Origin of the sequence: Advenella kashmirensis W13003 (assembly GCF_000506985.1) — a bacterium.
Taxonomy (GTDB): Bacteria; Pseudomonadota; Gammaproteobacteria; order Burkholderiales; family Burkholderiaceae_B; genus Advenella; species Advenella kashmirensis_A.
This window is the reverse complement of record NZ_KI650979.1, coordinates 194,924-220,521: the sequence shown is the minus strand read 5'-3', so window position 1 is coordinate 220,521 and position 25,598 is coordinate 194,924. Positions and strand designations below refer to the sequence as shown.

Here is a 25,598-nt window from a genome sequence, read left to right as displayed (position 1 = left end):
GACCCATGTTCAGTTTTTTCAAACGTAAAAAGAAAACCAGCGAGACCACGGGAAAGCCCGTTGAGCCGGTTCTCGAGACCCGCCAGCCCGAGACCCTTGAAGAAGGGGTTGCGCTGACGCCTGTCCCGGATCACACGCTCGCGCATGAACGGGGCGATGCTGAACACGTCGAACAGAATGACAGCAACACGGGAAAAGCGCCATCTGAAAACGGACCTTCAATTGAAGAGCCGCCTTTACCCGAACCGCCCGTCAAGGAGCCGCCTGCACCGGCACCCGTCGAGCCGCCAGTCAAGGAGCCACCACCGCCTGCGCCAGCTGAGCCGCCCGTCAAAGAACCACCAGCGCCTGCGCCGGACGAGCCGCCGGTCAAGGAACCGCCAGCGCCTGCACCAGCCGAGCCAACGATCAGGGAAGTGCCACCGCCAGTGCCCGCCGAGCCATCACCCCAGGCGCCCGGGCAAACGCCGCCACCACTGACAAGGCCTTCTGATTCGGTACCTCTGTCCTCCTCGGTAAGCGAACGCGATGTGCGCTCGCTCCCCGAAGCACCGCCGGTTCATGTGGATCTGAGCGAGAAGGCTGCCGGTGCCAGAAAACCCATCGAAGCGGTGCTCGCGCCAGAAGCAGCATCCGCAGCCCAGACTGCAGCCGCGTCCCACGCCACGCCCGTTTCATCGCCATCAGCCAGTGCAGTCGCTAGCCCGACCGCAGTCGCTTCTGCGTCGCCTCAGTCTCAAGCAGTCGCAACTGCACCGTCGGCGCCCGAGACGACCTCAGTGACTGCCGACACGCCTGTTTCCACACCATCCCCGATTGTGCCGCCTTTGGTCGCCCCGGCCGCACCTGCAACATCCGCAGCAGAAACACCCCGCCCAGAGAAAAAATCCTGGCTGTCGCGGCTCAAGGACGGTCTGTCACGCACCGGTTCCAATATCAGTTCCTTGTTTGTGGGCGTCAAGGTTGATGAAAATCTCTTTGAAGAACTGGAAACGGCCCTGATCATGGCCGATGCCGGTGTTGAGGCGACCCAATCGCTGCTCGACAAACTTCGCAACAAGGTGAAAAAAGAGCGGATTGAAGATGCGCAAACGGTCAAGCGCGCCTTGCGCGATCTGCTGGCAGAGCATTTGACGCCGCTGGAAAAGCCGTTTAATGCCGGCACGGGCCAGACGCGCGTTGTGATGATTGCAGGCGTCAATGGCGCCGGAAAAACCACCTCAATCGGCAAACTGGCACATCACTTCCAGGCGCAGGGACACAGTGTGCTGCTGGCCGCCGGCGATACGTTCCGCGCCGCGGCGCGCGAGCAGTTGATCGAATGGGGTGCACGCAATAACGTGGCCGTCATTGCGCAGGATGGCGGCGATCCTGCCGCCGTGGCGTTCGATGCCGTCAACGCCGGCCGGGCCCGCAAGGCTTCGATCGTTATGGTCGACACTGCAGGCCGGCTGCCGACGCAACTGCACCTCATGGAAGAGCTCAAGAAAATCAAGCGGGTCATTGGCAAGGCTGATGGTGAAGCCCCTCATGAGGTTCTGCTGGTTGTGGATGGCAATACCGGCCAGAACGCGATTTCGCAGATCAAGGCTTTTGATGCGGCTCTCACCCTGACCGGGTTGGTCGTGACCAAACTGGATGGCACCGCCAAAGGAGGCACATTGGCTGCGGTCGCGGCGGGCAGCCAGGGCGTTCGTCCGGTGCCCGTATACTGGATCGGCGTGGGCGAAACCTTGCAGGACCTGCAACCCTTTGTTGCGTCCGAATTTGCGGGCGCATTGCTGGGCGACTGACCAGCCAGAGTTTGCGATTCAGGACTCCGGGTCGAGGGACAACCGCAAGTCAGTACTATTCAAAATCCCGCAACGAAGGCCAACCGTAAGCTGGTTTCCGCCAACGCGTAAAAAAGCCGAATCCGGTACGGTTCCAGATTCGGCTTTTTTTGCGCCTGGCTCTTCTACTATTTGCTTAATCGGATCAATCAATCGTATCGGATTTTCCCCGGGACGTGAGTCAGTGCCTCGTCGGCCTCGTGTTTCAACGTCTCCAGTGTGGCTGTCAACCAGCCCACGGCGAACCAGGCACCCGGGTGGGTTTGTGTGTGGGCGCTGAAGAACGTCAGGGCGGTGGACATATCATTCAGTTTGCCGAACACTTCCTGTGCGGCGGCAAGTTTCTTCACATACGGGCCCAGATTGCAGTTGGGACGCAGGCCCTCATACACATTCAGCGCATAACGCATGCGTTTGATGCGCTTGCGCAAGTCATGGTACGACTCAATATCCGACTTGTCTTCGGTTTTCCAGTGACGCACGATCTGCCGGTTCCATTTATTCAGGCGCTGCTCCAGCATCCTGCGTAAAACGGGCCGTCCCTGGGGCAGGGGCGTCAGGGGAATGATCAATGGTTCGAGCAGACCGGACGACGATGCCGTATCAGTTGGCGCGGGCGCAGACAGGGCCACATCCTGAATGGCAGATGCGGCGGCTTGCGTCGCCTCTGGTGTGGTCTGTTCGGCATCGTTTGAATCCAGTGCATCGGGCAGGTCCTGATCGTCTTGCGTTGTGTCGATGTCCTCGGCGGCCGCTTCGATCGGATCGTTGGTGGGCGTGAGCACCGTCCACTCAAGCAGTCGCAGCAACCATTGCTGGAAGGCCGGGCTTTTGGCAATATCGTGAGGCGTGGCGCCTTCCGCATGTGAGCCAAATTGCATGGCCGGCATGCCGGCGTCTGTCAGGACAGGCACGATGGTGGCCAGCATGACATCAAGATCGCGGGTCGCGCCGAATCGGGCCAGATGTACGCGCAATTCGTTGCGGATGTCTTCGTCGGGCAGCCAGGCCAGGCCTGAAAACAGTTTCCAGTTGCTGGTCAGGCGACGCATGCCGATACGCAATTGATGAACATGTTCCGGCCGTCCGACCTGGACCACGCCCAGCGTGTCGATTTCGGCCAGAGCGCCCGCATTGGCAGTGATCTGTTCCAGACATTCGTTGGTGACAGAAATCAGGGCCTGCGTGGCGCTGCCCAGCTTGTCAATCTCATAGGCGCGTGCCTTGCGGGGTGCCCAGAAACGCGTCACTTCGCTATCGCGCGACTGGGAGCTGGCTATCGCCCCGCCTGCGTCGCGGATATTGGCGGCAGACTGGGCGAGGGCGTCGCCGCGATGTGATTTGCTGCGCAGGTCCAAAAGCAGTTTGTATTGAGACAGCCATTTGTGTCCCAGCTCGAAAATCGCTTCGGCTGTGCCGGAAACCAGTTCGAACTCCACTTCAGAGACGGGCAGTTCCAGCTCGCCGGCCCGGATGACACCCGTATCGAAGGCGATTTCGACCGTGCCCTTGCGGGTGCGCTGGCGGCGGTACAGGCGGGTGATGTCGGTTTCGTAGCGAAGCTCCAGGGGTTTACCCAGTTTGAGCAGTGCGGCTTCTGCCGGGGTTCCGGCGTACAGGCTCAGATCCAGAACCGCGTTGGGGCGGTTGTGGTTGAGTTCCAGTTTGGTCAGGGCGTTGGCGCCCGGCATTTTGAGGGTTTGGACCCAGTTATCGCCTTCCAGCCGCAGCCGGATGGCAATTTTCGCCTTGGCCAGTTCGCGGTCGGGAGTATCGAAATACATGGCGCGCAGCGAAATGGTGTCGCATTTGGCTTTCTTAAGTGCGCTTTCTACCTGCGCAGCTGCGGACGCAGGCACGTGCAGCTTGAGTTCCTGTTCAGACATAGTCGTTGTGATTTGGGTAATACGTAATTTGGAGATGCTACGTATAGTAACACTAGGAAGATATGTATTTGATGACATGTCATAAATTGGACATAAGCATTCAAATCAGCAGGAAATCCATTCCTTCCATGGTTTATTCCGGCGCGAGCGCAGTATCAAAGAAAGCGGCAGACTGCCCCACTGCGGCAGGGGTTCTGCCCGCCAGCCAGTGTTCAAGCGTTCGTACCTGTCCGTCACTGAATTTGAGCCCCAGCCGCGTGCGGCGCCACAAAATATCCTGTGGCGTCTGGGCCCATTCCCGGTCAATAAGCCAGCGGGCTTCTGCTTCATACAGTCCATGGCCGAAATGCATGCCCAGATCGGCAGTCGACTGTGCCTTGCCGATAATCTCGGATGTCATCGAGCCATAGGCTGCGACGAGGCGTTCCAGTAGTTTCAGGTCCAGCCAGGGATAATCTGCCTGTAAATGTTGCAGAAAGCGCCGTGGGTCCGTTTCAGGTAGCTGGCCGCCGGGCAGCGTTGCGGTGGCTGTCCAGGCCGGCCCCTGCTTCAGAAAGGGCTGCAGTTTTTCCAGGGCGTGTTCGGCCAGTTTCCGATAGGTGGTGATTTTGCCACCAAAAATGGACAGCATGACGGGGGCGCCGTTTTTGCCACCCGTTACGTCGAAGACATAGTCGCGGGTGACGGCAGAGGCTTTGCCTTCGGCATCGTCATACAGGGGACGCACGCCCGACCAGCTGGAGACCACATCGCTGGGCGTGACCGGCTCGCGCAGGTAGCGGTTGACGACTGACAGCAAATAGCTTGTTTCTTCTTCAGAAATCGTGGCGTGTCGGGCATCGCCGCTGAAGTCGACATCGGTTGTGCCGATCATGGAATAGGCATCACGGTGCGGTGTGATAAAGACAATGCGTTTGTCGTCGTTTTGCAGAATATAAGCGTGGTCGCCCTCATACAGTTTTCGGGTGACCAGATGACTGCCTTTGATCAGGCGCAGATGATTATGGGTTTTTGTCTGGGTGTCGCTGACCGATTGTTGTACATTTTCGACCCAGGGGCCGGCCGCGTTCACCAGGACTCGTGCGCTGACCTCCAGCTGGCGGCCGTGGACATCCTGCAAGGTGACCTGCCAGCGGCCATCCCTGGGCTGGGCGCAGACGCAGGCTGTGCGCGTCAGAATTTGCGCGCCGCGTTGTTGTGCGTCCATGGCATTGAGCACAACCAGCCGGGAATCGTCTACCTGGCAGTCTGAATACAGAAAGCCCTGTTTGATCCGGTCGGCCATCGGCCGGGCAAAGGCTGACTCGTCGTCCAGGCGCACATGACGGGAGCCGGGCAGGCGTGGCGAGCGTCGCGCCAGATGGTCATACAGGAAAAGGCCTGCGCGAATCATCCAGACCGGACGCAAAGTATGATCATGAGGCAATACAAAGCGCAGGGGTCGCACAATATGCGGGGCAATGTTCAGCAAGACCTCACGCTCGGCCAGTGCTTCGCGCACAAGACGGAATTCGTATTGCTCCAGGTAGCGCAAACCGCCATGAATCAGCTTGCTGCTGGCCGACGAGGTTGCACTGGCCAGGTCGTCTTTTTCACAGAGCAGTACCGACAGGCCGCGCCCGACAGCGTCACGGGCAATGCCGGTTCCGTTGATTCCGCCGCCGACCACCAGCAGATCGACCTGCGCCATGGATTGATCATTCTGCTGAATCGCTTCCGTGTTCATCTGGACTGCTCCGAAGAAATACATTACTGACGACAGTCATCGTATTGTCGTCAGAAAAAGTTATTTTACCCGAACGGGCGGACGACCGTGATGGCAGGTGTGCAGGCTACGGGATATACGAAGCGACGGCAAAAGCGTGCGGTGCGAGTCCCGTTATGGAGGCGCTCATGGCCTTCATTTCCGTCATAGGCGGGAAGCGCTCAGGGCGGTCTGTTTCAGATCGGCAAGCAGAGTATACAGCTCTTTCTGATTGCCTTTGGGCATGCTGCTGAACATGTCCTGAAGCCAGGTTTCGTGAGCGGCGGCCATCTTGTCGAACTGTCGGCGCCCCTTGGCGCTCAGGCGCAGAAAAGTCGTGCGCCGGTCTTCGCTGCTGACTTTGCGCAGGATCAGGCCTTCTTTTTCAAGCTGGTTGGCAATCGCCGTGACATTGCCGTTGCTGACCATCAGGCGCGCGGACAGATCGCCCATGCGCATGCCCTGCGGTTCCCGCGCCAGCTGTGCCATCAGGTCAAAGCGCGGCAGGGTGCAATCGAACTGCACACGCAGACAATTGCGAATGTGATTTTCGATCAGGCTGGTGCAGGTCAGCAGGCGCAGCCACAGGCGCAATTCGGCATGGTCGCTGCTTGCTGCGCGGGTTTCCAGATCGTGTTGCATAACTGCTCCTGCTGAAAGTTTTGAAGCCAGAACGAAATGAGTACGGCAACGGGAGTGCAGATTGTAATCGTGACGCGATTTTTGCACCACCTTGCGGCGTGAGGTCTGTTTACAAAAACCGTTTGTGGTGAATTATAAATTAGTTTAAACTTAAAATAAATATTAATCGAAAAGAGACAAATCATCGTTTCTGAGCCGGCTCCATTTGCCTGGGGTTGACGCGGATACAGCGCGCCGGGGTCTGTGGCGGCGCGGAGCGTTCTCAAAGGATCTGTCATGAACATCGTTTGTATCGGTGGCGGCCCTGCCGGTTTGTACGCCGGGCTGCTGTTAAAAAAACGCAACCCCCGGGATCGTGTCGTGGTCATTGAGCGCAATCGTGCGTTTGACACCTTCGGCTGGGGTGTCGTGTTCTCTGATGCGACGCTGGAGAATCTGAAAAAAGCCGATGCGGCCACTACCGAACAAATCATCCATGAGTTCAATCATTGGGACAATATTGATATTCATATCGGGCAGACCACGCTTCGCAGCGGCGGGCATGGATTCATCGGTATCGGTCGCAAGAAGATGCTCAATATCCTGCAGCAACGCTGCCTGGATCTTGGGGTGGAACTGGTGTTTGAAACCGTGGTCGAGGACGATCAGGCCATCGCCGTGCAATATGACGCTGATCTGATCATTGCCTCTGATGGTATCAATAGCCGCATTCGTACTCGCTATGCCGACACATTCCGACCCGATATCGATACGCGCCGCTGCCGGTTCGTCTGGCTGGGTACGGAAAAAACCTTCGATGCCTTTACCTTTGCCTTTGTCCAGACCGAACACGGCTGGTTTCAGGCTCATGCCTATCAGTACGAAAAGGGCATGTCCACCTTTATCGTGGAAACGCGTGATGAAACCTGGCGCGCTGCAGGCATCGACCAGATGTCCCAGGAAGACGGCATCGCGTATTGCGAAAAGCTGTTTGCGCCCTGGCTGGATGGCAAGCGCTTGCTGAGCAATGCCAAACACCTGCGGGGGTCGGCTATCTGGGCCCAGTTCCCGCGCGTGATTTGCGAGCGTTGGGTTCACCACCAGACATTGCCCGATGGCAAGCGGGTGCCGGTGGTATTGATGGGTGACGCTGCCCACACTGCCCATTTTTCCATCGGGTCGGGAACCAAGCTAGCCCTGGAAGATGCCATCGAACTGGATCAGCGTTTTGCCGCACACAGCGATCCGGCCGACGCGCTCGCGCAGTACGAATCACAGCGCAGTATCGAAGTGCTGAAAATCCAGAACGCCGCGCGCAATTCCACCGAGTGGTTTGAACATGTGGACCGCTACAGTCGTCTGGCGCCGGAACAGTTTGCCTATTCGCTGCTGACACGCTCGCAGCGTATTTCACATGAAAACTTGCGGCTGCGCGATCCACGCTGGATGGCGCGCTTCGAAAACTGGTTCAGCCGCCAGGACAGCAACGGCGAAGATAGCCAGCCGGTGGCCGAGGAGGGCGCATCGCCCGTTCCGCCCATGTGGACGCCGTTCTCGCTGCGTTCGGTCAGGCTCAAAAACCGGATTGTGGTTTCCCCCATGGCCATGTATTCCTGCGTTGACGGTGTGCCGGGTGCGTTTCATTTCCAGCATTTGCTGGCGCGCGCGCTGGGCGGTGCAGGGCTGGTCATGGTGGAAATGACCTGCGTGTCTCCCGAAGCGCGTATCACGCCATACTGTCCGGGCTTATGGAACGATGCGCAAACCCAGGCCTGGAAAAATATCGTACAGGCAGTGCACACCCAGTCGGACGCCAAAATAGGTATCCAGCTTGGTCACGCAGGCCGCAAGGGCTCAACCAGAGCCGCGTGGGAAGGCATTGACATGCCGCTGGAATCGGGCAACTGGCCGCTGGTGTCGGCCTCGCCGCTGCCCTACCTGCCGGATATTTCCCAGGTCCCGCAGGCGCTGGATCGCGCCGGCATGCAGGGTATAACAGATGCATTTGTGCAGGCGACCAGGCGGGCTGACGAGGCAGGCTTTGATGTGCTTGAACTGCATTGTGCCCATGGTTATCTGCTGTCCTGCTTTATTTCACCGCTGACCAATGAGCGCCAGGACGATTACGGCGGCACACTGGAAAACCGGCTGCGTTATCCGCTGGAGGTCTTTGCCGCCATGCGAGCGGTCTGGCCTCAGGAGCGGCCACTGAACGTACGGATTTCGGCCAGCGACTGGGTGGACGGGGGCATCACAGCCGATGACGCGGTGTTGATTGCCCGTGCCTTCAAGGCTGCGGGCGCCGATCTGATCGACTGTTCGTCAGGCCAGGTCAGCCCCGCGCAAAAGCCCGTGTATGGGCGGATGTACCAGACGCCCTTCGCTGATGAAATACGCAACCAGGAAGGCATCGCGACCATGGCGGTCGGCGCCATCACGCAAGCCGATCAGGTCAATAGCATTATTGCCTCGGGTCGTGCCGACTTGTGTGCGGTAGGTCGCCCGCACCTGGCCAATCCGGCCTGGACGCTGAGCGAAACGGCAAAAATCGGCTACACCCATATCAACTGGCCCAGGCAATACAGCGCCGGCAAACGCCAGATCGAAACGCTGTTTGAGCGTGCCCAACTCATGCAGAATGGATAAAACATCATGACCCGTACCGCAACGCCCTCTCTTGAAAATCGTCATGTCCTGATCACCGGTGCCAGCAAGGGGATCGGGCTGGAAGTGACGCGCCTGGTATTGGATGCCGGTGCGCGGGTGACCATGCTGGCGCGCAATGCGACTGACCTGCAGTCTGCTGCCGCTACGTTCCCGCAAAGCGCCTCGCGCATTCAGACGGTACAGGCCGATATCACAGATGAAAATGCCATCGCGCGCGCCTTTGCCCAGGCGCGCAAAGGCGCTGGTCCCATTGATATTCTGGTGAACAATGCCGGGCAGGCAGCCAGCCAGCGCTTTGACCGCATGGATGCCGAGTTCTGGAACCGGATGCTGCAGGTCAATCTGACGGGCACGTATCAGTGCATCGCGGCTGCATTGCCCGACATGCTGGCGCAGGGCTGGGGGCGGGTTGTGAATGTGGCCAGCGTGGCCGGGCTCAAGGGATATGGGTATGTCACCGCCTATTGCGCAGCCAAGCACGGGGTGGTTGGACTGACCCGCGCGCTCGCGCTGGAACTGGCCGGCAAAAATATCACGGTCAATGCCGTATGTCCGGGCTATACCGAAACGCCATTACTTGAAGGGGCCATCGCCAATATGGTGGCCAAAACCGGAATGACGGCAGAGCAGGCCAGGGCCAACCTGGCGGGCAACAATCCGCAGGGAAAACTGGTGCAGCCCGAGGAAGTGGCGCATGCCGTACTTTGGCTGTGCCTGCCGCAGTCGGGCAGTATCAATGGCCAGGCTGTGCCGGTGGACGGCGGTGAAAAAATGGCCGGATGAATCAACGCCCCGAGAAATGGCGCATCGCGGGGTTTCGCGCAGATTGGCGCTACTTCGCTGCCAACGGTACCCGCGAACTGAACAGGAGAACGAATCATGACCATCACGGATGACATTCATCCCATGCAGAATCAGCAGCCCATGGCGGGCTATCGTGGAATCCATTTTGAGTGGCAGGTCAGCGACGATCACAAGGTTGCAACGATAATGCTGAACCGGCCGGACAGAAAAAATCCGCTCACCTTCGATTCCTATGCCGAGTTGCGCGACCTGTTCCGGGCCCTGAGCTACGCTTCGGATATTAAAACGGTGGTGATCACGGGCGCTGGCGGCAATTTTTGTTCCGGCGGCGATGTGCATGAAATTATCGGCCCGCTGACCCGGATGGCGATGCCGCAACTGCTTGCCTTTACCCAGATGACCGGCGATCTGGTCAAGGCCATCAGGGCGTGTCCGCAACCGGTAGTTGCAGCGGTGGCCGGTGTCTGTGCCGGTGCCGGCGCCATCCTGACCATGGCCGCCGATATCCGGCTGGGAACCGCAGACTGCAAGACGGCATTTTTATTTACCCGCGTGGGCCTGGCGGGTGCGGACATGGGCGCCTGTGCCATTTTGCCGCGGATTATCGGACAGGGCCGCGCCAGCGAACTGCTCTACACCGGACGGGTCATGTCGGGACAAGAGGGGCTGGACTGGGGGTTCTATAACCAGTTGCACGAGTCCGATCAGGTACTGGCCGCCGCGCAAACACTGGCAGCGCAAATCGCGGCCGGTCCGACATTTGCCCACGGCGTGACCAAGCGTTGCCTGCATCAGGAGTGGAATATGGGCGTCGATGAAGCCATTGACGCCGAGGCCAGGGCACAGGCCATCTGCATGCAGACACAGGATTTTCACCGGGCCTACCACGCTTTCGTGGCCAGACAGAAACCGGTGTTTGAGGGAGACTGACCATGCCTGACCACGAATTTCTGGACTGGCCGTTTTTTGAAACGCGCCATCGCCATCTGGCAGTCGAACTGGAGCGCTGGGCCAGGGAGAATCTGCGCAACTTCCCTCATAACAACACCGACGACACCTGCCGCGAGCTGGTTCGGCGCATGGGCGAGGGTGGATGGTTGCGCTATGCCGTACCCGCGGGCCCCAACGGAAGCTGGGGCGGCGCTGACGAATACATTGACTCACGCATTGTCTGCCTGATCCGCGAGACCTTTGCCCGCTACCATCCCCTGGCTGATTTTGCCTTTGCGATGCAGGGGCTGGGCAGCGGGGCGATCGTGCTGGGCGGCTCCGACGCCCAGAAAAAGACTTATCTGCCGCGGGTGGCGCGCGGCGAAAAAATTGCCGCCTTTGCCCTGTCCGAGCCGGAAGCGGGTTCCGATGTGGCCGCCATGGCCTGCAAGGCTAGCGTGCAGGGGTCGGGCTATGTGCTTGACGGTGTCAAAACCTGGATTTCAAACGGAGGCATTGCCGACTTCTATTGCGTTTTTGCGCGCACCGACTTTCTGCCCGGTGCGCGGGGTATCAGCGCATTTATTGTCGATAGCGATACAGCGGGGCTCGATACTTCGGAACGTATTGAAGTCATGGCCCCGCATCCCCTGGCGGTTTTGCGCTTCAGCCACTGCCGGGTCGAGGCCGAAGCGCTCCTGGGCGTTAAGGGGGAAGGGTTCAAACTGGCCATGCAGGTGCTGGATATCTTTCGCGCCTCGGTTGCTGCGGCGGCCAATGGTTTTGCCTGCCGGGCGCTGGACGAGGCGCTCACGCGCAGCAAGTCACGCAAGATGTTCGGCGGTGTGCTGGCCGATCTGCAATTGACCCAGGCGGCGCTGGGCGATATGGCAACCGCCCTTGATGCCAGCAGGCTGCTGACCTATCGCGCCGCGTGGCGTCGGGATGTGTTCCAGGCCAGAACGACCAAAGAAGCGGCCATGGCCAAAATGTTCGCTACTGAATCGGCGCAACAGGTGATTGACCGGGCCCTGCAGCTGTTCGGCGGGCAAGGGGTTGTTGCAGGTGAAGTGGTCGAGGGCCTGTACCGGGACATCCGCGCCTTGCGCATCTACGAGGGCGCCACCGAGGTGCAGAAACTGATTATTGCACGTGAAATATTGCGGGATTGATATGTGATCGTGCAAGCGCAGTGATAACCGAACATACGCAGAAACCGCCGCGCAAGCGCAGAGCCGCGGACAATAGAATCACAAGAGCAAAATGGGCAGGCTCGCCGTCCATAAGACGGTAGCGTGTCCTAAAGGAGACAAGCGATGACACCACATACAGGATTACAAGACCGGTTTGTCCTGGACCATATGCCCGCCATCGGCCAGCAACCCGTGTATCTTTTCGATTCACCACAATTGCAATACCCGGAAAAGCTGAACAGTGCGGTAGAGCTGATTGACCGCCACCTGCAGGCGGGACGCGGGAGCAATATCGCCTTGCGCTGGCTGGAAAACGGCGCGCAAAAGCAGATGAGCTACCAGGCACTGGCGCAATGGACCAATCAGCTGGCGCGGGTGCTGACCGAAGACATGGGTCTGGTGTCGGGCAACCGCCTGCTGCTGCGCGGACCCAATAATCTGGGAATGACCGGCGCATTGCTTGCCAGCCTTAAGGCGGGGGTTGTTGCCGTTCCGACCATGCCGTTGCTGCGCGCGCGCGAGCTGTGTACTATCCTGAAGATGTCCCGCGCCCAGGCTGCACTGTGCGACGCGCGCCTGCTGGACGAGCTGCAGCAATGCAGTACGCCGGACAACCCGAATTACTGTCCCCAATTGCAACAGATCCTCACCTTCGGCAGTGATGCGCCGGACGATATGCAGGCGCGCGCCGCCTCAAAGAGCGATGTGCCCTATGATGCGCTAACCCTGCGGGATGACCCCTGCATCATTGCCTTTACCAGTGGTACGACGGGCAAACCCAAGGGCTGCATTCATTTTCATCGCGATGTGCTGGCCATGTGCGACACGTTCTCCAGCCATATCCTGCAGACGCGCGAAACCGACATTGCCTGCGGTACGCCGCCGCTGGCGTTCACATTCGGCCTCGGCGGCCTGCTGTGCTTTCCGCTACGCGCCGGCGCCTCGACCCTGCTGGTGGAAAAACTTACTCCCGAACTGTTCCTGCAGGTCATCCAGGAGCAAAAAGTGACCATGACCTTCACCGCGCCGACGTTCTACCGGAAAATGGCGGAGCTGGCGGGCAGCTACTCGCTGGCCTCGCTGCGCATTTGCGTGTCTGCAGGTGAAGCGCTGCCGGACGCAACGCGTCAGCTGTGGAAAAAGGCCAGCGGCATCAATATGACAGATGGCATCGGCGGCACCGAAATGATGCATGTTTATATATCCAGCTCGGGCAATGACATTCGTGATGGCGCGATCGGACGGGTGGTGCCCGGCTATCAGGCCAGGGTTGTCGATGAAAACATGAACGAAGTGCCGCCCGGCACGCTTGGCCGGCTGGCCGTGCGCGGGCCTACCGGCTGCCGCTACCTGGATGATGAGCGCCAGTCACGCTATGTGCAGCAGCAGTGGAATCTGCCCGGCGACGCGTTTGTGATGGATGTGGATGGCTATTTCTATTACCGCGCCCGCGACGACGACATGATCGTCTCCGCCGGTTACAACATTGCCGGTCCTGAAGTTGAGAGCGTGCTGATGACGCACGAAGCGGTGGCTGATTGCGGCGTTGTGGGCGCGCGCGATGAGGAGCGGGGCGCCATTGTCAAAGCCTACGTCGTGCTCCACCCGGGCTTTGCACCTGACGCAGACCTGGTCAAGACCCTGCAGGATTACGTCAAGCGCGAAGCGGCGCCCTACAAATACCCGCGTGAAATCGAATTTGTCGAGCAACTGCCGCGCACCGAAACCGGCAAGCTGCAGCGTTTTGTTTTGAGAAAAATGGCCGAAACCCGGTAATACTTTGGAAGCAGAAAAATGGAAATATTACAACCGTCCGACTGGACCAAACCTCGCGGCTATGCCAACGGCACGATGATTGCAGTAGAGGCGGGCAGCCGCCTGCTGTTCATCGGCGGCCAGATCGGCTGGAATGGCCAGCAACAGTTCGACTCCGACGATCTGGGCGAGCAGGTGCGCCAGACCCTGGAAAATATCGTGGCTGTTCTCAACGAGGGGGGCGCCCGGCCATCGGATATCGTGCGCATGAACTGGTATGTGAAAGACAAGCAGGAATATGTAGCCGCCTATCCGGTTATTGGCGAGCATTATCGCACGCTCATCGGACGGCATTTTCCCTCTATGACCGCCGTGCAAGTGGCCGACCTGATCGAGGATCGGGCAAAAGTGGAAATTGAAGTCACGGCAGTGGTGCGCGGCACGCAACAAACCTCGGAGTGAAAGCGTCGTTTGCCTCCTTTTAAGGGTACGGACGGGGTAAAATAACGTTTTTGCCTTATGCTGGCGCTACTTGCCGGCACAGCCTTCCGGATACAAGCTTAATCATGACCTCTGCCGCCCCTGTCTCCCTGGTGCCCGATTGCACCATTTCTCCCGTCTCCGATATTGTCGAGGAGCTCAAGGCGGGGCGTATCGTGATTCTGGTCGACGAAGAAGACCGGGAAAACGAGGGCGATCTGGTCATGGCGGCTGATTTCGTGACCCCGGAAGCCATCAATTTCATGGTCACCCACGCGCGTGGTCTGGTATGCTTGACGCTCACCGAAGAACGCTGCCGTCAGCTGGAACTGCCGCTGATGGCCTCACGCAATGGCACGTCCTTTGGTACCAATTTCACCGTTTCCATTGAAGCGGCCGAAGGCGTGACGACCGGTATTTCGGCCGCTGACCGTGCCCGCACGATTCAGGCCGCGGTTGCCAAGACAGCCAAGCCACAGGATATCGTCAATCCCGGTCATATTTTTCCCGTCCAGGCGGTGTCAGGCGGGGTGCTGATCCGCGCCGGGCATACTGAAGCGGGCTGTGACCTGACCGCCATGGCCGGCCTGACCCCGGCTGCAGTCATCTGTGAAATTCTCAAGCCCGATGGCACCATGGCCCGCCTGCCCGACCTGGTTGAGTTTGCCCGCGAGCATAATCTGAAAATAGGCACCATCGCCGATCTCATTCAGTATCGCAGCGAAAATGAGTCCATGATCCGGCGCCTGGGCAGCAAGAGCCTCAAAACGCCTTTTGGCCAGTTCGAAGCGGTGTCCTACCAGGACAGCATGTCCGGTGCTGCTCACATTGCACTGGTGCACGGTACGATTGACCCGGAACAGGAAGCGCTGGTTCGCGTTCATGAGCCGGTCTCGGTTCTGGACCTGCTCGACTTGGAACGCAATGCCCATAGCTGGGGCGTATCCCAGGCGCTCGAAGCCATTTCCGCCAGCCCGGCCGGTGTTCTGGTGCTGCTCAATTGCCAGGGGTCGCAGGCAGGCCTGCTCGATGCACTGGGAAAATGGGGCGACACCGAGAATACGGCACGACGCGATGATCGCTACGATCTGCGCACCTATGGAATCGGCGCGCAAATATTACGTGAACTGAACGTTGGAAAGATGCGTCTGCTTGCACTTCCACGTAAAATGCCAAGCATGACCGGTTATGCACTCACCGTGACAGGTTACGAAACTTATTCTGACCCCAGCTGACTTTAAGAGGAATGGCTATGAAACCTTATACACTCGCCCCCGACCTGAATGGCGAAGGCCTGCATATCGGCATCGTGTGCGCACGCTTTAACGAGGAAATTGGTTTTGCCGAGCTCGAAGCCTGCCTGGCAGAGCTTGGCGAGTTGGGTGTGGACGAGCGCGATATCATGGTCGTGACCGTGCCTGGCGCACTGGAAATCGGCCTGACGCTGGCGCAAATGGCAGAAACCTACGAATTTGACGCGTTAATTGCCCTGGGGGCCGTCATTCGTGGTGAAACCTATCACTTTGAAATTGTCAGCAATGAAAGTGCCGCAGCCATTACCCGCGTGTCTCTGGATACCAACGTGCCGGTGGCCAATGGCATTCTGACCACAGAAGACGACGAGCAGGCCAAGGCCCGTGCCGAGCAAAAGGGCAAGGATTGCGCCCAGGTCGCTGTTGAAATGGCCAATCTGTCTGCTGCGCTGGTGCCGGAATCAGAAGATGAAGACGATGACTTCGACGATCTCGATGATGATGACGACGAAGATGATGAAACAGAAGAAATTGCAGATACCCCAAGGCGATAGGATAACGAGTGGCTCAGGACAATAAAACAATGCATCGCAGTGCGCGCCGGCGGGCGCGCGAATTTGCCCTTCAGGGAATTTACGCCTGGCTGGTCAGTGGCGACACTGACCTGCGCGAGGCCGGGGCGATTGATGCGCATATCCAGGACAGCCCTGAATTTGAAAACGCCGACCCGGTCTGGTTCAAAACCGTGCTGCATGGCGTGTTTGCCGACGCACCGGCGTTGCGTGAGGCATTCGTGCCCTACATCGACCGTCCCCTTGACGAGCTGTCGCCGATCGAGCACGGCATTTTGCTGATCGGCAGCTACGAACTGATCCATCACGTCGATGTACCTTACAAGGTCGCGATCAATGAAGCCGTCGAGCTGGCCAAGGAATTCGGCGGCACTGACGGGTTTAAATTTGTTAACGGCGTTCTGGACAAACTGGCGGCGCGTGTGCGTTCGCTCGAAGTCAATGCCGGGCGCTGATCGCGTAACGGCAAGCCGACCGGCACTGTGTTGCCGGTAACGCCCGCAAGGCGCAAGCAGATGCGGATCCTGGTCAGCCCCCATTGCCGTCTTTATTGTGGCGTCTAGAGCAGTCCCTATGTCTGGCGAATTTGATCTCATCCGCAATTATTTCACCCGTCCCGCATCGTCGATTGACATTGGGGTGGGTGATGATTGCGCCGTCTTTGCGCCCTCGGCCGGGTCCTCGCTGGCCATCAGCAAAGACCTGCTGCTTGAAGGGCGTCATTTCTTTTCCGACGTCGATCCCGAAGCCCTTGGCCATAAATCGCTGGCTGTCAATTTGTCCGACCTGGCGGCCATGGGGGCGGCGCCGCGCGGATGCCTGTTGGGAATCGCGCTGCCGCAGTATGATGCCGCCTGGCTCGAAGCTTTTTCGCGCGGTTTCAACACACTGGCCGACCGATACCAATGTCCCCTGATCGGGGGCGACACCACCCGCAGCGAACATGACATTGTCATCAGCGTTACCGTCCTGGGAGAAGTCACGCCCCCGTATCTGGCGCGCAGCCGGGCCCGTCCCGAAGACGATATCTGGGTATCAGGCACCCTGGGCGCAGCTGACTGGGCGCTGAATTTGCTGCTGCGCCAAAAAGCGGGCGAGACACTGGGCGAACGCGATACTCAATTGCTGGCCGCGACCCGTTCTGCTCTGGAACGGCCCGAGCCGCAGGTCGCGCTGGGACTGGCCTTGCGGCCCTTGGCGCATGCCATGATTGATATTTCCGATGGTCTCGTACAGGATTTGAAACATATTTTGCAGGCCAGCGGTGTTGCTGCCATATTGTACGAATCTTTAATGCCTGTTAATCTTAGCCTGCCGGAAAATGAGCCGCAGCAGTTGCGCCAATCTGTCCTTGGCGGCGGCGATGTCTATGAGCTGTGTTTTACCGCCCCGCAATCTGCCAGACCGGCGCTGCTGGCTCTGTCTGCCAGCCAGTCCGTCAAGCTGACGCGCATCGGCATGATTCATGCCGGGCAGGGCTTGCGGGTGCTGGATGCAACGCAACAGGACATTTCCGCACTTCCCGCAGGATTCGATCATTTCCGGCGGTCTCGGCAGCAGCCGTAAACACAGAAGCACTTGCATGATAGAAGACATTCCTACCCACACGATCAATAATGCCGCCGGCAACCGTACTAACGTGAAAACGCAATGGCCCACTTTCGGCTGGATCCGTGGCAACATCCATCGGTTTTTTGCCTTTGGTTTTGGCTCCGGTCTGGTCAGACCCGGTCCTGGCACCTGGGGCACTGTCCTGGCCTGGATTCTGTGGTGGCCGCTGAGCGCCGTGCTGGGCACCGACTTTTACATGGCCCTGTTTATTCTTATCTGCTTTGCCTATGGCGTGTACTGCTGCCATCGCGTGGCCCAGGAAATGCAGGTGGACGATCATGGTGGAATCGTCTGGGATGAAATCGTGGCTTTCTGGGCGGTGCTCCTGCTGGTTGCGCCCATGAATCTGGGCTGGCAATTGGTGGCCTTTGTGCTGTTCCGCTTTTTTGATATTGTCAAACCACCGCCTATCGGCTACTTCGATCGCACACTTAAAAACGGGTTCGGCGTGATGTGGGACGATGTGGTGGCCGCTGCCTATACGTTGTTCATTATGGCTATTGCTACAAGGATACTGGGGTAAAGGATGTCTGAATTGTTAAGCGAACAATGGCAGGTCGCAGCCGATCTGGGCAATTCTCTGAAGAAAAAAAGCTGGTTGCTCGGCACGGCAGAATCGTGCACAGGCGGACTGCTTGCTGGTGCCATCACGGCCATTGCCGGGTCCAGTCAGTGGTTTGACCGCGGGTTTGTGACTTACACGAACGAAGCGAAAATGGATATGCTTGGCGTGAACCAGACTGCATTGGACAGATTCGGTGCGGTCAGTGAAGAAGTGGCCATTGAAATGGCAGAAGGGGTGCTCAGCAACGCGCCGCTGTCGACCTGCGCCGTCAGTACTACCGGGATTGCCGGTCCGGATGGCGGCACGGAACACAAGCCGGTCGGACTGGTTTGCTTTGCTGTTTCTTACCGTAAAGCAGACGGCATTGTCACACTGCCGTTTTCACAAAATTTTGTCGGGGATCGTCACCAGGTCCGCAGCCAGGCCGTCATTTACGCCATGGAAATCGCAAGGCGTATCATCGACGAAAATTAGGCGGAGTATACCGGCGGCCTCCGGTTACGGAGGCATCGCCGGTCAAGCGCGCTTTTTTGCTACAGCGCGCGTGCCAAATTGATCTGATCGCGGGTTTCCCGCGCCACTCTAGCGGCTTCCTGCTGCCAGTTTTCATCGGAGCTGGCATACAGAATCGCCCGCGATGAATTGATCATCATTCCTGTTCCCGCCGCATTGCGCCCGGCAGCCACCGTTTCCGGAATATCGCCCCCCTGAGCGCCCACACCGGGTACCAGCAGCGGCATGGCATCGCCTACTCGCTCGCGAACTTTGGCAATTTCCTCAGGGAATGTCGCGCCCACCACCAGGCCACATTGGCCGTGTGTATTCCATTTTTCTGCCACCATGCTGGCTACGTGCAAATAAAGGGGTTCACCCGTGGCCGATTCGACAAATTGCAGGTCGGAGCCACCCGGGTTGGAGGTGCGGCACAGAATAATGATGCCCCTGTCTTTCCAGGCCAGATACGGCTCGATGGAGTCAAATCCCATATAGGGGCTGACGGTCACGGCATCGGCCCTGTAACGCTCATAGGCTTCGCGCGCGTAGTGCTCTGCTGTGGTACCAATGTCACCGCGCTTGGCGTCCAGGACAATGGGCAGATGCGGATAGGTTTCGTGGATATAGGCACACAGCTCCGATAACTGTTCTTCGGCGCCCTGTGAGGCAAAATAGGCGATTTGCGGTTTGAAGCCGCAGGCATAGGGTGCAGACGCATCCACAATACCTTTGCAGAATTCAAGGGTGGATGCCCGGTTTTGCTTCATGCTGACCGGCAGGCGTTCAGGATCGGGATCCAGTCCAACCATCAGAAGTGAGTTCTGGCTTTGCCAGGCAGATTCCAGTTTTTCGATAAATGTCATTGATGCTTAATGAGAAAACAGACGAACAAGGAGCAGACCAACCCAGACCAGACCCGCAAAAGCGATCACCATCATAACCGCTGCGCTGGCAATATCTTTGGTTTGGCCTATCAGGGGGTGCGTTTCGGTGCTGACAGTGTCGGCAAGCACTTCGATGGCCGAGTTAAGCAATTCCACCGTAAGTACACTGACCAGGACACCCAGCAAAACAACGATTTCTGCAAAATTGCGGCCCAGCAAAAAGGCGAAGGGCGTCAGAATCAGGCAGACCATCAATTCCTGACGAAACGCTTCTTCACTGGTAAACGCGGCACGAAAACCCTGCGCCGAATACACAGCGGCCTGCATAAAACGCAGGACGCCGCGATTTTTGCGGACACGGGGGTGGCTTGGTCGATTCATGAACGACATTGTAGTTCACAAAACGCTACGTCTTGATTAAACCGCGTGCTGTCTGTCGATTCAAGCAAACAGGGACAAAACGCTCACAGCGTGTCGCCCTGGGCAGGAAGCGCACGCGTCAGCGAGGCGCCATAAAAGACAAACCCCGAAACGGTTGCCCGTTCGGGGTTTGTTGACTGCGGTCCCGCCGAAGCGGGCCCTGGTACTGAGCTGGCTAAAGGAGGATTAGAATCCGCCCATGCCGCCCATACCACCCATGCCGCCCATATCAGGCATGGCAGGAGCAGGTTTGTCTTCAACGATTTCGCAAACAGCGGCTTCAGTTGTCAGCAACAGGCTGGCGACAGAAGCAGCGTTTTGCAGTGCTGTACGTGTTACTTTGGTTGGGTCCAGAACACCTTGTTCAACCAGGTCACCGTACTCGCCTGTGGCGGCGTTGTAGCCGTAGTTGCCTTCACCAGCTGCAACTTTGTTTACAACAACGCTTGGCTCGTCGCCGGCGTTGGATACGATCGTGCGCAGAGGAGCTTCAACAGCACGCAGAATCAGTTTGATACCGGCGTCCTGATCGGCATTGGTGCCTTTGATCTGTTCGATGGCTTTCTTGGCACGGATCAGCGCAACGCCACCGCCAGGAACAATACCTTCTTCAACCGCAGCGCGCGTTGCATGCAATGCATCTTCAACACGTGCTTTTTTCTCTTTCATTTCAACTTCGGTTGCAGCACCGACACGGATCACAGCAACACCGCCTGCCAGCTTGGCAACGCGCTCTTGCAGTTTTTCGCGATCGTAGTCAGAAGTGGCTTCTTCGATCTGTGTACGGATCTGTTTAACGCGAGATTCGATGTTTGCGCTTACGCCTGCACCGTCGATGATGATGGTGTTTTCTTTACCGACTTCAATGCGTTTGGCCTGGCCCAGATCGTCGATCGAGGCTTTTTCCAGAGACATACCGGTTTCTTCAGAGATCACGGTACCACCAGTCAGGATGGCGATGTCTTCCAGCATGGCTTTACGACGGTCGCCGAAACCAGGTGCTTTAACAGCAGTGGTTTTCAGGATGCCGCGGATGTTGTTCACAACCAGCGTTGCCAGGGCTTCGCCTTCAACGTCTTCGGCAATGATCAGCAGAGGACGGCTTGATTTGGCAACTTGTTCCAGGATAGGCAGCAGGTCACGGATGTTGCTGATTTTCTTGTCGAAAATCAGAACGTACGGATCTTCCAGGGCAGAAACCTGTTTTTCCTGGTTGTTGATGAAGTAAGGAGACAGGTAGCCACGGTCAAACTGCATACCTTCAACCACGTCCAGCTCGTTGTCCAGAGATTTGCCGTCTTCAACAGTGATCACGCCTTCTTTGCCGACTTTGTCCATTGCGTTGGCAATGATGTCGCCGATAGAGCTGTCGCTGTTGGCAGAGATAGAACCAACCTGGGCAATTTCCTTGCTGGTTGTGCATGGGCGTGACAGGGATTGGAGTTCGGAAACGGCAGCGGCAACGGCTTTGTCGATACCGCGTTTCAGATCCATTGGGTTGATACCGGCAGCCACGTATTTGAGGCCTTCTTCAACCACGGCCTGGGCCAGAACGGTTGCAGTCGTAGTACCGTCACCGGCGTTGTCGGATGTTTTGGAAGCAACTTCTTTGACCAGCTGGGCGCCGATGTTTTCGAATTTGTCTTTCAGTTCGATTTCTTTGGCAACAGAAACACCGTCTTTAGTCACTGTGGGGGCGCCGAATGAGCGCTCCAGAACCACGTTGCGGCCTTTAGGACCCAGTGTTGTCTTAACAGCATTTGCCAGAACGTTTACGCCACGGACGATACGCACACGTGCGTCGTCACCGAAAAATACTTGCTTAGCAGCCATGTTTAATTCCTTGATTGATTGTCTCGGTAGCCCTTGTATCCGTGCCGAAGCAGGGCGGGCAGGTTAGTTCTTGCAGGCGGATCAGCCGATTACTGCGAGGATTTCTTCTTCGCGGATCACCAGCAGCTCTTCGCCGTCGACTTTTACGGACTGACCGGCATATTTACCGAAAAGCACTTTGTCGCCGACTTTCAGGTCAACAGCGAGTACTTTGCCATCTTCTGTTTTTTTGCCTGGACCAACAGCAACAACTTCACCCTGATCTGGCTTTTCTGCTGCACTGTCAGGGATAACGATGCCGGACGCGGTTTTACGTTCGTTATCGAGGCGCTTGATGATCACGCGGTCTTGCAAAGGACGCAATGCCATGGAAAAACTCCTGAATAGATATATAAAGGTTGGTAAATTGGTTAAGTCAGGCGAGCTGTTAGCACTCGACCCTACTGAGTGCTAATTATAGGGATGAACGGGAGAGTTTCAAGAGGGGAAAGGGGCTTGTTACATTTTTGGGGCGGATACTGTTTTTGATTCCCACATATATTTCAGTTATAACCAAAGATTTGACAAAATAGATTATGGGCATCATCATAAATTAGCTTGAAATTCTCCGGATGCCTGGACGATGAACATCATCCGTCGGCTGGCCCGGCGGTACATACCGCTACGACGTCGAATACTGGCAGTCAATATCACCATGGGCTCCAGACATTTGAGAAATCCATCAACCCAATTGGAAAAATCGAAAACATGACTCAGAAATCGTTGTTCGAGCCCTATGCTCTGGGCTCTCTGACACTCGCAAACCGGATCGTCCTGGCGCCGCTGACGCGCAACCGCGCGCGAGCGGGATTCGTGCCCAGCGAACTCGCCCCCACCTATTATAGCCAGCGTGCTTCAGCCGGCTTGCTGATCGCCGAAGCCACGCAAATTTCCCAGCAAGGCCAGGGATATCAGGACACGCCTGGCATTTACACGCAGGCGCAGATTGACGGCTGGCGGCAGGTCACTGATGCGGTTCATGCCAAAGGCGGGCGCATCTTCCTGCAGCTGTGGCACGTTGGACGGGTATCGCATGTGGCACTTCAGGAGAACGGCGCCGCGCCGGTCGCGCCCTCTGCCATTCGCGCCGAGACAAAGACCTTCGTCAACAACGAATTCTTGCCGGTTTCTGAACCGCGTGCGCTGAGTCTCGACGAACTGCCGGGTATTGTCGAAGACTTCCGCAAGGCTGCGGCCAACGCGGTTGCCGCCGGCTTTGACGGCGTAGAGATCCACGCCGCCAACGGCTATCTGCTGGATCAGTTCCTCAAGGATGGTTCCAATGTGCGTGACGACGCCTACGGCGGCTCGATCGACAATCGCGCGCGTTTGACCCTGGAGGTTGCGGCGGGCGTGGTGAAGGAAGTCGGCGCTGAGCGCACCGGCATTCGCATTTCTCCGATCTCGCCAGCCAATGGCATTTCCAGCAGCGATCCGCAGGCGCAGTTCGACTACCTCGTGGCACAGCTCGACACTCTGGGATTGGTGTATCTGCACGTTGTCGAGGGGGCGACGGGAGGCGCGCGCGACGTGGCGCCGTTCGACTTCGACGCTTTGCGCCGACAGTTCAGGAACACCTACATCGCAAACAACGGCTACGATCTGGAACTGGCGAACGCCCGGCTCGAAGAGGGCAAAGCCGATCTGTTTGCCTTCGGACGTCCATTCATTGCGAACCCTGATCTGGTAGAACGCCTGAAAGCGGGCGCTCCGCTGGCGGACCTGGATCAGGCCACGCTGTATGGTGGCGGTGCCAAAGGTTACATCGACTATCCTGCGCTCGTCCCGGCTGACGCATAACTTCCGCGTGTTGTCTGCTCACCGCCGCCGGCTGGAGCGAATGCTTAAGCCGGCGTTTTCGCATTGTTTCTCGGGTACCAGAGGGCCCCTTGTTAGCCTGAGAGCCGCACAACCGGGTTATATGATTGCATTCGTGCAGACAAAGCCATCAGATTAGCGACAAATTTGTTACTCTGCCGCTTCGAATTTAGGCATTAGACTGTTTTCATGATTATTCATCAAGGAGAACATCATGCCTGAATCCACTCATCAGAACAGTTCGTGGTCGATATCCACCTGGCTGGCGGTCATCTCCCTGACTTTCGGGAGTTTTGCATTGATCAGCAGCGAATTGCTGCCCATGGCTGTGCTCACGCCCATGGCGGCCGATCTCAATGTCACGGAAGGTGTTGCCGGGCAGGCCGTCACTCTCACTGCGCTTTTTGCCGGTATCGCAGCGCCCACCGTTGCATTGATTATCGGTAACCTGGACCGCAAGCGAATCAATCTTATTCTGTGTATGCTGGTGATCACGTCCAATATTGCAGTCTCTCTTACGTCCGACTACCTTGTCCTGCTTGCTGCCCGCATGCTCCTTGGAATCGCCATCGGCGGATTCTTTGCTCTGGCGGGCGCGACAATCGTCCGTCTTGTTTCGATAGAAGATATGGGTAAGGGGATGTCGATTGTGTTTATGGGTCTGTCTGCAGGGCTTGTTATTGCGCCAGCGCTCAGCACGCTCATTGGTGAAGCATTAGGTTGGCGCGCGGCATTTATGACCGTTGCCGGATTCGGTTTGATTGCATTGATTTTCCAGGCCATATGTTTACCAAGTGTCCCGTCAGCAAGCGCTACGAGCCTTTCAAGCCTGCTTGGTTTGCTGACAAGGCAAAAAGTCCGGGTTGGCATGGTCATTGGACTCCTATTTTTCGGCGGAGAAGTATGCGGCTTCACCTTTATGCGTCCATTTCTGGAAACCAACGGCCTCGGGGCGACCGCTATCGCCCCCGTTTTATTAGTGCTCGGCCTCTCCAGCCTGGTCGGGAGCGCAATGGCCGGGGTGTTTGCCGATCGTGTTCTGCGCAAGGGATTCGCGATCACATGTTTGACCCTCGGTATCGCAACGATAGGCCTGCTTGCGCTTAACGCCAGTTATTTCGCGGTCCTTGCTTTCGCGGCGGCCTGGGGCATGGCTATCGGCGCTGGACCAGTCATGACTCAGACGTGGATGGGGCGCGCTGCGCCTGATCTTCTCGAAGGCGTGGGAGGGCTCTTTCTGGCGGTCATCCAGTTCGGTGTCACGCTGGGGGCCATTATTGGCGGTATCGCTGTTGATCTTTTGGGGAAAAGCGCCCCTCTCTACGTGACCGCCGGCTGTGCTATTTTTGCTGCTTCCCTGATTTTCATGCACCAAGCCCCCCGGGTGATTTCGCCACAGGCTGCGCCATAACTAAGTGCGCAGAGGTAATGCAGCGCCTATCACAACAAATAAGCCCCCAAACGCCTGGTTAAATCGCTTGCCGACCCGCGAAAGCCAGGGTCGTATGCGATTGGCTGCATACACGCACATATACTCAGCAGCGAACTCAGTGACGGAATAGGTAATGGCGATGATAACGAACTGGACAAAAATATTGCCGTTCGGATCAATGAACTGGGGAAGCATGGCGGTGTATAGGAGTAGTGCTTTAGGATTGGTCACTGCAGACAGGAAGCCCTGGCGAAATAGCTTACCGTTGGTGGCGCGATTCGTTCCTTCTGTCACTTCCAGAACGATGGGCGGTGACAACCACAGTTTTATTCCCAGCCAGGCGATATAAATACCACCGACCCATTTGAGCACAGTGAACCAAAATACGGAGGATTGTAATAGTGCTCCAATGCCGAAAACGCACAGGCCAATGACAATGATAAATCCCAGTAAACCGCCTGCGATGGTAAACAGGGCCCGCTGGCGGCCATGTAATGCACCATGCGTCAGGGCGAGCAGCGCATTAGGGCCTGGCACCAGTGAGATTCCCATTGAGGTGATGAGGAGCAGGGCCCAGGTATTGAACGACATATCTATGCTCTTTCTATTTGGAATATGGAGATTATCGGGGTAATTATCAGGATATGCATATTCTGCTGTTTATTGTGAAATACGACAAGTCATTTGTTTGAATTTAAAAATGAGGATTGCAAAAGCGTGTCCGCTTTCAGTTATTGCCTTTGGGAACCGGTACCTAAAGCCAG

General features: G+C 57.4%; 23 protein-coding genes. 15 read left to right on the top strand and 8 right to left on the bottom strand.

Annotation, left to right across the window (positions count from 1 at the left end; genetic code table 11):
• Positions 1 to 602 precede the first annotated feature (602 nt).
• A complete protein-coding gene (ftsY, locus tag W822_RS0123065) occupies positions 603 to 1,793 on the top strand; it encodes a signal recognition particle-docking protein FtsY (RefSeq protein WP_031241983.1) in 1,191 nt (396 codons plus the stop codon).
• Between the two features lie 188 nt (positions 1,794 to 1,981).
• Here ftsY and W822_RS25230 read toward each other — a convergent pair whose 3' ends face one another.
• The 3 genes from W822_RS25230 to W822_RS25220 all read right to left on the bottom strand — a co-directional run bounded on the left by W822_RS25230 (position 1,982) and on the right by W822_RS25220 (position 6,104).
• Positions 1,982 to 3,718, bottom strand: a complete 1,737-nt coding sequence (locus W822_RS25230) for a CYTH and CHAD domain-containing protein (RefSeq protein WP_024003272.1) — start codon at positions 3,716 to 3,718, stop codon at positions 1,982 to 1,984.
• 133 nt (positions 3,719 to 3,851) lie between these two features.
• Positions 3,852 to 5,444, bottom strand: coding sequence for a glycerol-3-phosphate dehydrogenase (glpD, locus tag W822_RS25225; protein WP_024003271.1), 1,593 nt, complete (start codon positions 5,442 to 5,444; stop codon positions 3,852 to 3,854).
• A 183-nt stretch (positions 5,445 to 5,627) separates the two neighbouring features.
• On the bottom strand, positions 5,628 to 6,104 hold the full coding sequence (locus tag W822_RS25220) for a MarR family winged helix-turn-helix transcriptional regulator (RefSeq protein ID WP_024003270.1): 477 nt from the start codon (positions 6,102 to 6,104) through the stop codon (positions 5,628 to 5,630).
• Between the two features lie 276 nt (positions 6,105 to 6,380).
• On the opposite strand from W822_RS25220, the gene W822_RS25215 reads away from it, so the two are divergent.
• From W822_RS25215 to W822_RS25160, 12 genes are all read left to right on the top strand, one after another.
• Entirely contained in the window at positions 6,381 to 8,729 is a 2,349-nt protein-coding gene (locus W822_RS25215) for a bifunctional salicylyl-CoA 5-hydroxylase/oxidoreductase (RefSeq protein ID WP_024003269.1), read from the top strand.
• A 6-nt stretch (positions 8,730 to 8,735) separates the two neighbouring features.
• Positions 8,736 to 9,533 (top strand): SDR family NAD(P)-dependent oxidoreductase, encoded by a 798-nt coding sequence (locus W822_RS25210; protein WP_024003268.1) that lies wholly within the window; start codon positions 8,736 to 8,738, stop codon positions 9,531 to 9,533.
• A gap of 96 nt (positions 9,534 to 9,629) precedes the next feature.
• Positions 9,630 to 10,484 carry an enoyl-CoA hydratase family protein gene (locus W822_RS25205; RefSeq protein WP_024003267.1) on the top strand — a complete coding sequence of 285 codons (855 nt, stop codon included), beginning with the start codon at positions 9,630 to 9,632 and terminating at the stop codon, positions 10,482 to 10,484.
• Between the two features lie 2 nt (positions 10,485 to 10,486).
• A complete protein-coding gene (locus W822_RS25200; RefSeq protein WP_024003266.1) occupies positions 10,487 to 11,656 on the top strand; it encodes an acyl-CoA dehydrogenase family protein in 1,170 nt (389 codons plus the stop codon).
• 144 nt (positions 11,657 to 11,800) lie between these two features.
• Entirely contained in the window at positions 11,801 to 13,453 is a 1,653-nt protein-coding gene (locus tag W822_RS25195) for an AMP-binding protein (RefSeq protein ID WP_024003265.1), read from the top strand.
• Positions 13,454 to 13,471: 18 nt separating this feature from the next.
• Positions 13,472 to 13,894, top strand: a complete 423-nt coding sequence (locus W822_RS25190; RefSeq protein WP_024003264.1) for a RidA family protein — start codon at positions 13,472 to 13,474, stop codon at positions 13,892 to 13,894.
• Between the two features lie 104 nt (positions 13,895 to 13,998).
• Complete coding sequence (ribBA, locus tag W822_RS25185) at positions 13,999 to 15,147, top strand: bifunctional 3,4-dihydroxy-2-butanone-4-phosphate synthase/GTP cyclohydrolase II (RefSeq protein WP_024003263.1); 1,149 nt, start codon at positions 13,999 to 14,001, stop codon at positions 15,145 to 15,147.
• A 17-nt stretch (positions 15,148 to 15,164) separates the two neighbouring features.
• Positions 15,165 to 15,719, top strand: a complete 555-nt coding sequence (gene ribH / locus W822_RS25180) for a 6,7-dimethyl-8-ribityllumazine synthase (protein WP_024003262.1) — start codon at positions 15,165 to 15,167, stop codon at positions 15,717 to 15,719.
• Between the two features lie 29 nt (positions 15,720 to 15,748).
• Positions 15,749 to 16,192: a transcription antitermination factor NusB gene (nusB, locus tag W822_RS25175; protein WP_024003261.1), complete on the top strand. Its 444-nt coding sequence runs from the start codon at positions 15,749 to 15,751 to the stop codon at positions 16,190 to 16,192.
• Positions 16,193 to 16,310: 118 nt separating this feature from the next.
• On the top strand, positions 16,311 to 17,303 hold the full coding sequence (gene thiL / locus W822_RS25170) for a thiamine-phosphate kinase (RefSeq protein WP_024003260.1): 993 nt from the start codon (positions 16,311 to 16,313) through the stop codon (positions 17,301 to 17,303).
• Between the two features lie 16 nt (positions 17,304 to 17,319).
• Positions 17,320 to 17,871 carry a phosphatidylglycerophosphatase A family protein gene (locus tag W822_RS25165; protein ID WP_024003259.1) on the top strand — a complete coding sequence of 184 codons (552 nt, stop codon included), beginning with the start codon at positions 17,320 to 17,322 and terminating at the stop codon, positions 17,869 to 17,871.
• A gap of 3 nt (positions 17,872 to 17,874) precedes the next feature.
• Positions 17,875 to 18,387 (top strand): CinA family protein, encoded by a 513-nt coding sequence (locus W822_RS25160; RefSeq protein ID WP_024003258.1) that lies wholly within the window; start codon positions 17,875 to 17,877, stop codon positions 18,385 to 18,387.
• Between the two features lie 59 nt (positions 18,388 to 18,446).
• Here W822_RS25160 and pyrF read toward each other — a convergent pair whose 3' ends face one another.
• The 4 genes from pyrF to groES form a co-directional block, all read right to left on the bottom strand.
• On the bottom strand, positions 18,447 to 19,271 hold the full coding sequence (pyrF, locus tag W822_RS25155) for an orotidine-5'-phosphate decarboxylase (protein WP_024003257.1): 825 nt from the start codon (positions 19,269 to 19,271) through the stop codon (positions 18,447 to 18,449).
• 6 nt (positions 19,272 to 19,277) lie between these two features.
• The gene (locus W822_RS25150) at positions 19,278 to 19,673 is read right to left on the bottom strand and encodes a diacylglycerol kinase (protein WP_024003256.1); all 396 of its coding nucleotides are present in this window, start codon (positions 19,671 to 19,673) and stop codon (positions 19,278 to 19,280) included.
• A 225-nt stretch (positions 19,674 to 19,898) separates the two neighbouring features.
• Complete coding sequence (gene groL, locus W822_RS25145) at positions 19,899 to 21,545, bottom strand: chaperonin GroEL (protein ID WP_024003255.1); 1,647 nt, start codon at positions 21,543 to 21,545, stop codon at positions 19,899 to 19,901.
• A gap of 81 nt (positions 21,546 to 21,626) precedes the next feature.
• Positions 21,627 to 21,914: a co-chaperone GroES gene (gene groES, locus W822_RS25140; protein WP_024003254.1), complete on the bottom strand. Its 288-nt coding sequence runs from the start codon at positions 21,912 to 21,914 to the stop codon at positions 21,627 to 21,629.
• A gap of 378 nt (positions 21,915 to 22,292) precedes the next feature.
• Here groES and W822_RS25135 point away from each other — a divergent pair, with 378 nt between their 5' ends.
• Entirely contained in the window at positions 22,293 to 23,384 is a 1,092-nt protein-coding gene (locus W822_RS25135; RefSeq protein ID WP_024003253.1) for an alkene reductase, read from the top strand.
• Between the two features lie 232 nt (positions 23,385 to 23,616).
• Positions 23,617 to 24,813, top strand: a complete 1,197-nt coding sequence (locus W822_RS25130; protein ID WP_024003252.1) for an MFS transporter — start codon at positions 23,617 to 23,619, stop codon at positions 24,811 to 24,813.
• Here W822_RS25130 and W822_RS25125 read toward each other — a convergent pair whose 3' ends face one another.
• Entirely contained in the window at positions 24,814 to 25,425 is a 612-nt protein-coding gene (locus W822_RS25125; protein WP_024003251.1) for a LysE family translocator, read from the bottom strand.
• Positions 25,426 to 25,598 lie beyond the last annotated feature (173 nt).

What these genes read in the sequence shown, in the direction of transcription:
- W822_RS25230 (WP_024003272.1), bottom strand. Translation starts at nt 3,718, where the DNA reads ATGTCTGAACAGGAACTCAAGCTGCACGTGCCTGCGTCCGCAGCTGCG.
- glpD (WP_024003271.1), bottom strand. Translation starts at nt 5,444, where the DNA reads ATGAACACGGAAGCGATTCAGCAGAATGATCAATCCATGGCGCAGGTC.
- W822_RS25220 (WP_024003270.1), bottom strand. Translation starts at nt 6,104, where the DNA reads ATGCAACACGATCTGGAAACCCGCGCAGCAAGCAGCGACCATGCCGAA.
- W822_RS25215 (WP_024003269.1), top strand. Translation starts at nt 6,381, where the DNA reads ATGAACATCGTTTGTATCGGTGGCGGCCCTGCCGGTTTGTACGCCGGG.
- W822_RS25210 (WP_024003268.1), top strand. Translation starts at nt 8,736, where the DNA reads ATGACCCGTACCGCAACGCCCTCTCTTGAAAATCGTCATGTCCTGATC.
- W822_RS25205 (WP_024003267.1), top strand. Translation starts at nt 9,630, where the DNA reads ATGACCATCACGGATGACATTCATCCCATGCAGAATCAGCAGCCCATG.
- W822_RS25200 (WP_024003266.1), top strand. Translation starts at nt 10,487, where the DNA reads ATGCCTGACCACGAATTTCTGGACTGGCCGTTTTTTGAAACGCGCCAT.
- W822_RS25195 (WP_024003265.1), top strand. Translation starts at nt 11,801, where the DNA reads ATGACACCACATACAGGATTACAAGACCGGTTTGTCCTGGACCATATG.
- W822_RS25190 (WP_024003264.1), top strand. Translation starts at nt 13,472, where the DNA reads ATGGAAATATTACAACCGTCCGACTGGACCAAACCTCGCGGCTATGCC.
- ribBA (WP_024003263.1), top strand. Translation starts at nt 13,999, where the DNA reads ATGACCTCTGCCGCCCCTGTCTCCCTGGTGCCCGATTGCACCATTTCT.
- ribH (WP_024003262.1), top strand. Translation starts at nt 15,165, where the DNA reads ATGAAACCTTATACACTCGCCCCCGACCTGAATGGCGAAGGCCTGCAT.
- nusB (WP_024003261.1), top strand. Translation starts at nt 15,749, where the DNA reads ATGCATCGCAGTGCGCGCCGGCGGGCGCGCGAATTTGCCCTTCAGGGA.
- thiL (WP_024003260.1), top strand. Translation starts at nt 16,311, where the DNA reads ATGTCTGGCGAATTTGATCTCATCCGCAATTATTTCACCCGTCCCGCA.
- W822_RS25165 (WP_024003259.1), top strand. Translation starts at nt 17,320, where the DNA reads ATGATAGAAGACATTCCTACCCACACGATCAATAATGCCGCCGGCAAC.
- W822_RS25160 (WP_024003258.1), top strand. Translation starts at nt 17,875, where the DNA reads ATGTCTGAATTGTTAAGCGAACAATGGCAGGTCGCAGCCGATCTGGGC.
- pyrF (WP_024003257.1), bottom strand. Translation starts at nt 19,271, where the DNA reads ATGACATTTATCGAAAAACTGGAATCTGCCTGGCAAAGCCAGAACTCA.
- W822_RS25150 (WP_024003256.1), bottom strand. Translation starts at nt 19,673, where the DNA reads ATGAATCGACCAAGCCACCCCCGTGTCCGCAAAAATCGCGGCGTCCTG.
- groL (WP_024003255.1), bottom strand. Translation starts at nt 21,545, where the DNA reads ATGGCTGCTAAGCAAGTATTTTTCGGTGACGACGCACGTGTGCGTATC.
- groES (WP_024003254.1), bottom strand. Translation starts at nt 21,914, where the DNA reads ATGGCATTGCGTCCTTTGCAAGACCGCGTGATCATCAAGCGCCTCGAT.
- W822_RS25135 (WP_024003253.1), top strand. Translation starts at nt 22,293, where the DNA reads ATGACTCAGAAATCGTTGTTCGAGCCCTATGCTCTGGGCTCTCTGACA.
- W822_RS25130 (WP_024003252.1), top strand. Translation starts at nt 23,617, where the DNA reads ATGCCTGAATCCACTCATCAGAACAGTTCGTGGTCGATATCCACCTGG.
- W822_RS25125 (WP_024003251.1), bottom strand. Translation starts at nt 25,425, where the DNA reads ATGTCGTTCAATACCTGGGCCCTGCTCCTCATCACCTCAATGGGAATC.